Source organism: Rhodococcus aerolatus, assembly GCF_054783215.1.
This window is the reverse complement of record NZ_BAAGQZ010000023.1, coordinates 16,909-27,684: the sequence shown is the minus strand read 5'-3', so window position 1 is coordinate 27,684 and position 10,776 is coordinate 16,909. Positions and strand designations below refer to the sequence as shown.

Below are 10,776 nucleotides of genomic sequence, written 5' to 3'. Positions count from 1 at the left end.
CGGCGGCGGTGGGTACCGCGGTGGCGGCGCCCCCGCGGGTCCCCCCGCGGGCGGCGGCTTCCGCGGCCGTCCCGGTGGCGGTGCGCGGCGTGGTGCCGCGGCCGGCGCCTTCGGCCGCGCGGGCGGCCCCGTCCGGCGTGGTCGCAAGTCGAAGCGGGCGAAGCGCGCCGAGTACGAGTCCATGCAGGCGCCCGCCGTCGGTGGCGTGCGGCTGCCGCACGGCAACGGCGAGACCATCCGGCTCGCCCGCGGTGCCTCGCTGTCGGACTTCGCGGACAAGATCGACGCGAACCCGGCCGCGCTGGTGCAGGCGCTGTTCAACCTCGGCGAGATGGTGACCGCCACGCAGTCGGTCAACGACGAGACCCTCGAGCTGCTCGGCGGCGAGATGAACTACGTCGTCCAGGTCGTCAGCCCCGAGGACGAGGACCGCGAGCTGCTCCAGGGCTTCGACCTCACCTACGGCGAGGACGAGGGCGGCGAGGACGACCTCGCGGCCCGGCCGCCCGTGGTCACCGTCATGGGTCACGTCGACCACGGCAAGACCCGCCTGCTGGACTCGATCCGCCACGCCAAGGTCCGCGAGGGCGAGGCTGGCGGCATCACCCAGCACATCGGCGCCTACCAGGTGAACACGGTGCTCGAGGACAACGAGCGCCTCATCACCTTCATCGACACCCCCGGTCACGAGGCCTTCACGGCCATGCGTGCCCGTGGTGCCAAGGCGACCGACATCGCGGTGCTGGTGGTCGCGGCCGACGACGGCGTCATGCCGCAGACGGTCGAGGCGATCAACCACGCGCAGGCCGCGGACGTGCCGATCGTCGTGGCGGTGAACAAGATCGACAAGGAGGGGGCCAACCCCGACAAGGTCATGCAGCAGCTGACCGAGTACAACCTGGTCGCCGAGCAGTACGGCGGCGAGACGATGTTCGTGGAGATCTCCGCGAAGAACGGCACGAACATCGACGCGCTGCTCGAGGCCGTGCTGCTCACCGCGGACGCCTCGCTCGACCTGCGGGCCAACCCGGACATGGACGCGCAGGGTGTCGCCATCGAGGCGCACCTCGACCGCGGCCGCGGCCCGGTGGCCACCGTGCTGATCCAGCGCGGCACGCTGCGGGTCGGCGACTCCATCGTTGCCGGCGACGCCTACGGCCGCGTGCGCCGGATGGTCGACGAGAACGGCGACGACATCCACGAGGCCACCCCCTCGCGGCCGGTGCAGGTCATCGGGTTCACCTCGGTGCCCGGCGCCGGGGACAACCTGCTGGTCGTCGACGAGGACCGCATCGCGCGGCAGATCGCCGACCGCCGCAACGCGCGCAAGCGCAACGCCCTGCAGGCCCGCTCCCGCAAGCGCATCAGCCTCGACGACCTCGACGCCGCGCTGAAGGAGACCAACGAGCTCAACCTCATCCTCAAGGGCGACAACTCCGGCACCGTGGAGGCCCTCGAGGAGGCCCTGTACGGGATCGAGATCTCCGACGAGGTGCAGCTGCGGGTCATCGACCGCGGCGTCGGCGGGGTCACCGAGACCAACGTCAACCTGGCCTCGGCGTCGAACGCGATCATCATCGGGTTCAACGTCCGGGCCGAGGGCAAGGCGACGGAGCTGGCGAACCGCGAGGGCGTCGACATCCGGTACTACTCGGTGATCTACCAGGCCATCGACGAGATCGAGAGCGCGCTCAAGGGCATGCTCAAGCCGGTCTACGAGGAGGTCGAGCTGGGCCGCGCCGAGATCCGGGCGATGTTCCGCTCGTCCAAGGTCGGCAACATCGCCGGCTGCCTGGTCACCTCCGGCTCGGTGCGGCGCAACTCCAAGGCGCGCCTGCTCCGCGACGGTCGCGTGGTGGCGGTGAACCTCACCGTCAGCTCCCTGCGGCGGGAGAAGGACGACGCCACCGAGGTCCGCGAGGGCTACGAGTGCGGTCTCACGGTCACGTACTCCGACATCAAGGTCGACGACGTGATCGAGACCTACGAGCTGCGCGAGAAGCCGCGCGAGTAGGTCGGACCCGGGCGGGCCGGGGGTGCACGCGCACCCCCGGCCCGCCCGTCCGTCCCGTCCCCACGAACCCCAGGAGGCAGCCGTGGCCGACCCGGCCCGCGCCCGCAAGCTCAGCAAGCGCATCGGACAGATCGTCGCCTCGGCGCTGGAGTTCGAGGTGAAGGACCCCCGGCTCGACTTCGTCACGGTCACCGACGTGCGCGTCACCAACGACCTGCACGACGCGACCGTGTACTACACGGTGCTCGGCCGCACGGTCGAGGAGGAGCCGGACCTGCAGGGTGCGGCGCTGGCGCTGGAGAAGGCCCGCGGGCAGCTGCGCACCCGGGTCGGTGCCGGCACCGGGGTCCGCTTCACCCCCACCCTGACCTTCGTCGCCGACACGGTGCCCGACACCGCGCGGCACATGGAGGAGCTCCTCGCCCGGGCGCGCGCCGCCGACGACGAGGTGGCCCGCGCCGCCGCCGGCGCCACCCCTGCCGGTGACGCCGACCCCTACCGCGACACCAGCCCCCGCAGCACCGACCCGGAGGACACCGTGCCCGACGACGACCCCGCTGCCACCGACGACAGCACACCGGCCGCCGCCGACGCCGCGGGCGACACCCGCGACGGCGACACCACCGAGGACCCGACCTCCGGCGCCGAGGCGCTGCGCGGTGACGTCGACCCCGACGACGCCCTGGACCGGGGCCCGGCCGGGGGCGCACACTCCCAGCGGTGAGCACCCACCCGGCCGGCGGCACCGGCGCCGGCAGCGATCCCGCCGACGTCGACGCCGAGGGGGCCGCGAAGCTGCTCACCGGGGCCTCGGCGGTGACGGTGCTGTGCCACGTGCAGCCCGACGCGGACGCCCTGGGCAGCGCCCTGGCCCTCGGGTCCGCGCTGCACCGGGCCGGGACCCCGGTCCAGGTCGCGTTCGCCAGCCCCGCCGACGTCCCCGAGTCGATGCTCGGCCTGCCCGGGCTGGACCTGCGGGTGCCCGCCGCCGCGGTGCGCCGCGAGGTCGATCTGCTCGTCACCGTGGACTGCGGCAGCGCCGGCCGCCTCGGGTCGCTCGCCGACCGGCTGGCCGGGGCGGGGGACGTGCTCGTCGTCGACCACCACGCGAGCAACACCCGCTACGGCACCCGCCACCTCGTCGACCCCACCGCGGAGTCGACCACCGTGCTGGTGACCGACGTGCTCGACGCGTGGGGGGTCGACCTCGACCTCGGCATCGCCCACTGCCTCTACGCCGGGCTCGCCACCGACACCGGGTCGTTCCGCTGGTCCGGCGCCCGGGGCCTCGACCTCGCGGCCCGGCTGGTGGGCCTCGGCGTCGACCCCGCCGCGGTCACCCGCCCGCTGCTCGACTCCCACCCGTTCGGCTGGCTGCAGATGCTCTCCGCCGTCCTCGGCGGGGCGCGGCTGGACCGCGACGCCGCCGACGGCCGCGGCCTGGTCTGGGCCGTCGTGCCGTGCGCGGTCTCCGCCGGGCTGCGCGCCGAGGAGACCGAGAGCGTGGTCGACCTGGTCCGCACCACCTCCGAGGCCGAGGTGGCCGCCGTGGCCAAGGAGACCCACCCGGGGACCTGGGCGGTCTCGCTGCGCGCCCGGGACGCCGACGTCGGCGCCGTCGCGGGCCGGCTCGGCGGGGGAGGCCACCGCCTCGCCGCCGGCTACACCGCCACGGGCACCGCCGACGAGGTGGTCCGGGCCCTGCGCGACACCCTTGGCTGACCCCCGCGGGGTCGGCGCCGCCGCCGCGGCCGCGGACGGGTTCACCGCGCGCCGCGTGCTGGGCCTGGCCCTGCCCGCGCTGCCGGTGCTCGCCGCCGAGCCGCTGTACCTGCTGGTCGACACGGCCGTGGTGGGGCACCTCGGGGTGGTCGAGCTGGCGGCGCTCGCGGTCGGGGCCGTCGTGCTCGCCCAGGTCTCCACCCAGCTGACGTTCCTGTCCTACGGCACCACCGCCCGCGCGGCCCGGCTGCACGGCGCGGGCCGGCGGGCCGACGCGGTGGCCGAGGGCGTGTCGGCGACGTGGCTGGCGCTGGCCGTGGGCCTGGTGCTCGTCGTCGCCGTCGAGCTCGCCGCCGGGCCGGTGACGTCCCTGCTGGCCGGGGACCCCGAGGTCGCCTCCCGGGCCGCCGGCTGGCTGCGGGTGGCCGTGCTGGGCGCCCCGTTCGTGCTGGTCACCCTGGCGGGCAACGGCTGGATGCGCGGCGTGCAGGACACGGTGCGGCCGCTGCGCTACGTCCTGGCCGGCAACGGCCTGTCCGCCGTCGCGTGCCCGGTGCTCGTCCACCCCGTGGGGCTGGGGCTGCTGGGCTCGGCGCTGGCCAACGTGGCGGCGCAGGTGGTCGCGGCCACCCTGTTCGGCCGGGCCCTGCTGCGCGAGGGCGTGCCGCTGCGCCCCGAGCCCGCCCGCATCCGCGCGCAGCTGCGGCTGGGGCGCGACCTGGTGCTGCGCAGCCTGTCCTTCCAGGCGTGCTTCCTCTCCGCGGCCGCCGTGGCGGGCCGCTTCGGCCCGGCCAGCCTGGGGGCGCACCAGGTGGTGCTGCAGCTGTGGGTGCTGGTGAGCCTGGTGCTGGACTCGCTGGCCATCGCGGCGCAGGCGCTGGTGGGGGCGGCGCTGGGGGCCGGGTCCGCGGCGGCGGCGACCACCGTGGCCTGGCGGGTCACCCGGTGGTCGACGGTGTTCGCGACCGTGCTCGCGCTGGGGTTCGCCGCGGGCCACCGCGCGGTGCCGCGGCTGTTCACCCCGGACCGCGCCGTGCTCGACACGGTGCCCCAGGCGTGGTGGCTCTTCGTCGCCGTGATCCCCGTCGCCGGGGTCGTGTTCGCCCTCGACGGGGTGCTGCTGGGGGCGGGGGACGCCGCGTTCCTGCGCACCGCGACCCTGGCCAGCGCGGTGGTCGGCTTCCTGCCCCTGGTGTGGCTCTCCCTGGTGCTGGGCTGGGGGCTGACCGGCATCTGGGTGGGCCTGGTCGCCTTCGTCGTGCTGCGTGCCGCGACGGTGGTGGTGCGGACGCGGTCCGGGGCCTGGGCCCGGCCGGGCACCTGAGCCCGCCGGGGCTGGCAGGATCACCCCCCGTGGCCAGGACCCCCCGCACCGGCGCCGACGGGGCCGGTCTGCTCGTGGTGGACAAGCCCGCCGGGTGGACCAGCCACGACGTGGTCGGCCGGGCCCGGCGGCTCCTGGGCACCCGACGGGTGGGCCACGCGGGCACCCTCGACCCGATGGCCACCGGGGTGCTCGTGCTCGGCGTGGAGCGGGCCACCAAGCTGCTCGGGCTGCTGAGCCTGACCACGAAGACCTACACCACGACCATCCGGCTCGGGGCCGCCACCAGCACCGACGACGCCGAGGGCGAGGTGCTGGGCACCGCCGACGCCTCCGGGGTCACCGACGCGGTGCTGCGTGCGGGCGTGGCCGCGCTGACGGGGGAGATCGAGCAGGTCCCCGCGACCGTCAGCGCGATTAAGGTCGACGGCCGGCGGGCGCACGCCCTGGCCCGCGACGGGGTGGCCGTCGACCTGCCCGCCCGACCGGTGACGGTGACGGCGTTCGACGTCACCGCGGTCCGCCGCGACGGGCCCTGGCTCGACGTCGACGCCGAGGTCGGCTGCAGCAGCGGCACGTACGTCCGCGCGCTGGCCCGCGACCTCGGCGCCGGCCTCGGGGTGGGCGGGCACCTCACCGCCCTGCGCCGCACCCGGGTGGGGCCGTTCACCCTCGAGCACGCCCGCACCCTGGAGCAGGTGGCCGAGGAGCCCGTGCTCAGCCTCGACCTCGACGCCGCGGTGCGGGTCGCCTTCGACGTCCGCGACCTCACCGACGCCGAGGCCGCCGACCTGGGCCACGGCCGCCGGCTGGCCCCCACCGGGCGCGTCGGGGTGCACGCCGGCGTGGACGCGGCCGGGCGCACCATCGCGCTGCTCGAGGAGCGCGACGGGGCCGCCCGGCCGGTGTTCGTGGTCCGCCCGGCGGCCTGACCGTCCCGACGACGGTGGCCCGGGCGGCGCCGCGAGGCTGCCGCGGCGACCCGGCGGGGCGCGCCGTAGGCTCGGCCGCGTGCAGCGCTGGCGGGGTCTGGACGAGGTGCCCACGGGGTGGGGCCGCTGCGTGGTCACCATCGGGGTGTTCGACGGGGTCCACCGCGGGCACGCCCAGATCATCAGCCGCGCCGTCACCGACGCGCACGACCGCGGCCTGGCCTGCGTGCTCGTCACCTTCGACCCGCACCCGTCGGAGGTCGTCCGCCCCGGCAGCCACCCCGCGCAGCTGACCAGCCTCGCCCGCCGCGCCGACCTGGCCGAGGAGCTGGGCGTCGACGTGTTCTGCGTGCTGCCGTTCACCGTCGAGCTCTCCCGGCTCTCGCCCGAGAGCTTCGTCCACGAGCTGCTGGTGGAGCGGCTGCACGCCGCCACCGTGGTCGTGGGCCAGAACTTCACCTTCGGCCACAAGGCGCAGGGCGACGTGGACCTGCTGCGCCGCCTCGGCGCCCGGGCGGGGTTCACCGTCGACGGGGTCGGGCTGCTCTCCAGCGACGGCGGTGACGGCGACGGGCAGGGCGGCGGGGACCCGGTCACCTTCTCCTCGACCTACATCCGCTCCTGCGTCGACGCCGGGGACGTCGCGGCCGCCGCCGCGGCGCTGGGCCGGCCGCACCGGGTGGAGGGCGTCGTCGTCCGCGGCGACGGCCGCGGGCGCGGGCTGGGCTACCCCACGGCCAACGTGGCCCCGCCGATGCACTCCGCGGTCCCGGCCGACGGGGTCTACGCCGCCTGGTTCACCGTCCTGGGCTTCGGGCCCTCGGTGGGCGAGCTCGTGCCGGGGGAGCGCCACCAGGCGGCGGTGAGCATCGGCACCAACCCCACCTTCTCGGGCCGCACCCGCACCGTCGAGGCCTACGTGCTCGACGCGGATGCCGACCTCTACGGCCAGCACGTCGCGGTGGACTTCGTCGCCCGGCTGCGCGGCATGACGACGTTCGCCTCGGTCGACGAGCTGCTCGAGGCCATGGCCGGGGACACCGAACGCACCCGGGACGTCCTGTCCCGCGGCTAGGCTCCCCGGCGTGGCTGCCGCGACGGAAGGACCCCGCAGCACACCGGTCCCCGCCGCCCGCTCCCGCAGCTCCCAGACGCGTGACCCCCGGCCCCGCGCCCCCCAGCCCCGCAGCACCGTGGCCCACAACGTGGCCAAGCAGCGCGAGTACTACGGCGAGCCGCTCGGCGACCGGGTGCGCCGCCTCGTCGTCGCCCTCGACGTCTCCCAGGCTCAGGTGGCCGACGTCCTGGGCATCAGCGCCCCCATGCTCAGCCAGGTGATGAGCGGGCGCCGGCAGCGCATCGCGAACCCCGCCGTGCTGGCCCGGCTGGTGCTGCTGGAGCGCAAGATCCTGGTGCCCGAGGTGGCGGCGGGGTCCCGCGAGGCGATCCGGGCCGCGCTGGACGACGTGCGGGCCGCCACCCCCGCGGTGGCGGTCGCGTCGGCCTCCGCGCCGGACCGGGCGAGCGTGGCGCAGGGGCTGGCCGACCAGTTCGACCCCGACGAGCTGGCCCGGGCCGCGACCCTGCTGCGCTCGGACTGCCCGTCCCTGGCCCGGCTGCTGGCCGCCGCGGCCGCCGCCGCCGACGGGGCCTGAGCCCGGGGCCTCGCGAGCGCGCCGGGGTGGGCGGGACCGGCTGTTACCATGACGACCAGGTGTGGCTGCGGTCCGTGGCGGCCACCCTCTCGCGTCGGGCACGCCCGGCTCGGGTCGCGGCCCACCGGCCGCCCCGCCCCCGGCCCTCCGCCCGCACGACTCCTCGTGCCCGCGCCAGGCCCCGGGGTGCGTCAACCGCACGGACGTCACCAGAGCAGGGAGCACCACCGTGGCGCTGACCACCGACGAGAAGAAGCAGATCCTCACCGAGTACGGCCTCCACCCGACCGACACCGGCTCGCCGGAGGCCCAGGTCGCGATGCTCACCAAGCGCATCAAGGACCTCACCGAGCACCTCAAGACCCACAAGCACGACCACCACTCCCGCCGCGGCCTGCTGCTGCTGGTCGGGCGTCGTCGTCGGCTGCTCAAGTACGTCGCCCAGGTCGACGTCGAGCGCTACCGCTCGCTGATCCAGCGACTGGGCCTGCGCCGCTAGCGCACCGGAGGGGGAGGACGACCACGCGGTCGGCCTCCCCCTCCTCCCGCCGGGTCACCGGCACCCGCACCACCAGCACGCGCTCCACCAGCACGACCGGGCCCCACCGGGGCCCCCCGCCACCCACGGCCCGCCCCGCACCCGGCGTCGGTCCTCGGTAGTGGCACCCGCCGTCCACGGGGCCAGCAGGCCCGGACCGGGTGCCTCGATCGAAGACCGCCCCCCGTGCCCGGCAGCCACCAGGTGGGACGGCGACCACGACGCCCGGCCCCCGGCCGGCCCGTCGCCCGGGCGCCCGCGGGGACGCGGAGATCTGAAGACGAGAGGACGACAGAGAAGATGACCCAGACCACCGAGGCCACCACCGAGGCCACCGAGGACGGCGTCCACGAGGCGACCGCCGTCATCGACAACGGCAGCTACGGCACCCGCACCATCCGCTTCGAGACCGGCCGGCTCGCCCGCCAGGCCAACGGCGCCGTCGTCGCCTACCTCGACGAGGAGACGATGCTGCTCAGCGCGACCAGCGCGTCGAAGCGGCCCAAGGACAACCTCGACTTCTTCCCCCTCACGGTGGACGTCGAGGAGCGCATGTACGCCGCGGGCCGCATCCCCGGCTCGTTCTTCCGCCGCGAGGGCCGCCCGTCAACCGACGCGATCCTCACCTGCCGCCTGATCGACCGGCCGCTGCGCCCGTCGTTCGTCGACGGCCTGCGCAACGAGATCCAGGTCGTCGTCACCGTGATGAGCCTGGACCCGAAGGACCTCTACGACGTGGTGGCCATCAACGCCGCGTCCGCGTCCACCCAGATCGCCGGGCTGCCGTTCTCCGGCCCCGTCGGCGGCGTCCGCGTGGCGCTGCTCCCGGGCCAGGGCGGGACCGACCAGTGGGTCGCGTTCCCCACCGTCGACCAGCTCGAGGAGGCCGTGTTCGACATGGTCGTCGCGGGCCGCATCGTCTCCGGCTCCGGTGACGACGCCGACGTCGCGATCATGATGGTCGAGGCCGAGGCCACCGACACCGTGGTCGAGAAGGTCGCCGGCGGCCGCAAGGCCCCCGACGAGACCGTCGTCGCGCAGGGCCTCGAGGCGGCCAAGCCGTTCATCGCCCGGCTGTGCACCGCCCAGCAGGAGCTGGCCGCCAGCGTCGACCGCCAGACCGACGACTTCCCCGTCTTCCCGGCCTACGCCGACGACGCGTTCACCGCCGTCGAGGGCTCCGGGTCCATCGAGCTGGCCGAGGCGCTCACCATCGCCGGCAAGGCCGAGCGCGAGTCCCGCCTCGACGAGGTCAAGGCCCGCGTCCTCGAGTCCGTCGGCGAGCAGTTCGAGGGCCGCGAGAAGGAGCTCGGCGCGGCGTTCCGCGCGCTGACCAAGAAGCTGGTCCGCCAGCGCATCCTGCGCGACCAGGTCCGCATCGACGGCCGCGGCATCACCGACATCCGGTCGCTCTCGGCCGAGGTCGCCGTGGTCCCGCGCGCCCACGGCTCCGCGCTGTTCGAGCGGGGTGAGACCCAGATCCTGGGTGTCACCACCCTCGACATGGTCAAGATGGCCCAGCAGATCGACTCGCTCGGCCCCGAGACCTCCAAGCGCTACATGCACCACTACAACTTCCCGCCGTACTCCACCGGGGAGACGGGCCGCGTCGGCTCGCCCAAGCGCCGCGAGATCGGCCACGGCGCGCTGGCGGAGCGGGCCCTTCTGCCCGTGCTGCCCAGCCGCGAGGAGTTCCCCTACGCGCTGCGCCAGGTCTCCGAGGCGCTGAGCTCCAACGGGTCCACCTCGATGGGCTCGGTCTGCGCGTCGACGATGTCGCTGCTCAACGCGGGCGTCCCGCTCAAGGCCCCCGTGGCCGGCATCGCCATGGGTCTGGTCTCCGACCAGGTCGACGGCGAGACCCGCTACGTCGCGATCACCGACATCCTCGGGGCCGAGGACGCCTTCGGCGACATGGACTTCAAGGTCGCCGGCACCAAGGACTTCGTCACCGCGCTGCAGCTGGACACCAAGCTCGACGGCATCCCCTCCGACGTGCTCGCCGGGGCGCTCAACCAGGCGCGCGACGCCCGGCTGACCATCCTCGACGTCATGGCCGAGGCCATCGACGAGCCCGACGAGATGAGCCCCTACGCCCCGCGCGTCACGGCCATCACGGTCCCGGTCGACAAGATCGGCGAGGTCATCGGGCCCAAGGGCAAGATGATCAACTCGATCACCGAGCAGACCGGCGCCAACATCTCCATCGAGGACGACGGCACGGTCTACGTCGGGGCGGCGGACGGCCCCTCGGCGCAGGCGGCGATCGACATGATCAACGCGATCGCCAACCCGCAGCTGCCCAAGGTCGGCGAGCGGTTCCTGGGCACGGTCGTCAAGACCACCGCCTTCGGTGCCTTCGTCTCCCTGCTGCCGGGCCGCGACGGCCTGGTCCACATCTCCAAGCTGGGCCAGGGCAAGCGCGTCAACAAGGTCGAGGACGTCGTCAACGTCGGCTCCAAGCTCCGCGTGGAGATCGCCGACATCGACAACCGGGGCAAGATCAGCCTGGTGCCGGTGGCCGAGGACGACGCCGCCGGTGCGGCCGGCGACGCCGCCCCCGCCACCGAGGGTGCCGCGTCCTGACCGGG

Annotated in this window: 8 protein-coding genes and 1 pseudogene; all 9 read left to right on the top strand. The window is 75.0% G+C overall.

Features of this window, described 5'->3' with window-relative positions:
- On the top strand, positions 1-2,014 hold a 2,014-nt coding region (infB, locus tag ACYVOF_RS09550), incomplete at its 5' end, for a translation initiation factor IF-2 (RefSeq protein ID WP_460865921.1).
- 82 nt (positions 2,015-2,096) lie between these two features.
- Positions 2,097-2,564: pseudogene (gene rbfA, locus ACYVOF_RS09545) on the top strand (30S ribosome-binding factor RbfA); the annotation flags it as partial.
- Positions 2,565-2,734: 170 nt separating this feature from the next.
- A complete protein-coding gene (locus ACYVOF_RS09540) occupies positions 2,735-3,736 on the top strand; it encodes a DHH family phosphoesterase (protein WP_460865919.1) in 1,002 nt (333 codons plus the stop codon).
- Positions 3,729-5,060, top strand: a complete 1,332-nt coding sequence (locus ACYVOF_RS09535; protein WP_460865917.1) for an MATE family efflux transporter — start codon at positions 3,729-3,731, stop codon at positions 5,058-5,060. Before ACYVOF_RS09540 ends, ACYVOF_RS09535 begins: the two co-directional genes overlap by 8 nt.
- 29 nt (positions 5,061-5,089) lie before the next feature.
- Entirely contained in the window at positions 5,090-5,992 is a 903-nt protein-coding gene (truB, locus tag ACYVOF_RS09530) for a tRNA pseudouridine(55) synthase TruB (RefSeq protein ID WP_460865915.1), read from the top strand.
- Positions 5,993-6,071: 79 nt separating this feature from the next.
- Positions 6,072-7,067: a bifunctional riboflavin kinase/FAD synthetase gene (locus ACYVOF_RS09525; RefSeq protein ID WP_460865913.1), complete on the top strand. Its 996-nt coding sequence runs from the start codon at positions 6,072-6,074 to the stop codon at positions 7,065-7,067.
- 10 nt (positions 7,068-7,077) lie between these two features.
- Positions 7,078-7,647 (top strand): helix-turn-helix domain-containing protein, encoded by a 570-nt coding sequence (locus ACYVOF_RS09520; protein ID WP_460865911.1) that lies wholly within the window; start codon positions 7,078-7,080, stop codon positions 7,645-7,647.
- Between the two features lie 229 nt (positions 7,648-7,876).
- Positions 7,877-8,146, top strand: coding sequence for a 30S ribosomal protein S15 (rpsO, locus tag ACYVOF_RS09515; RefSeq protein WP_460865909.1), 270 nt, complete (start codon positions 7,877-7,879; stop codon positions 8,144-8,146).
- A 339-nt stretch (positions 8,147-8,485) separates the two neighbouring features.
- Positions 8,486-10,771, top strand: a complete 2,286-nt coding sequence (locus ACYVOF_RS09510) for a polyribonucleotide nucleotidyltransferase (protein ID WP_460865907.1) — start codon at positions 8,486-8,488, stop codon at positions 10,769-10,771.
- The last annotated feature ends 5 nt before the right edge of the window (positions 10,772-10,776 follow it).

Bases quoted from the DNA above. Each gene is read 5' to 3' on its own strand.
- ACYVOF_RS09510 (WP_460865907.1), top strand. From the start codon at position 8,486: ATGACCCAGACCACCGAGGCCACCACCGAGGCCACCGAGGACGGCGTC.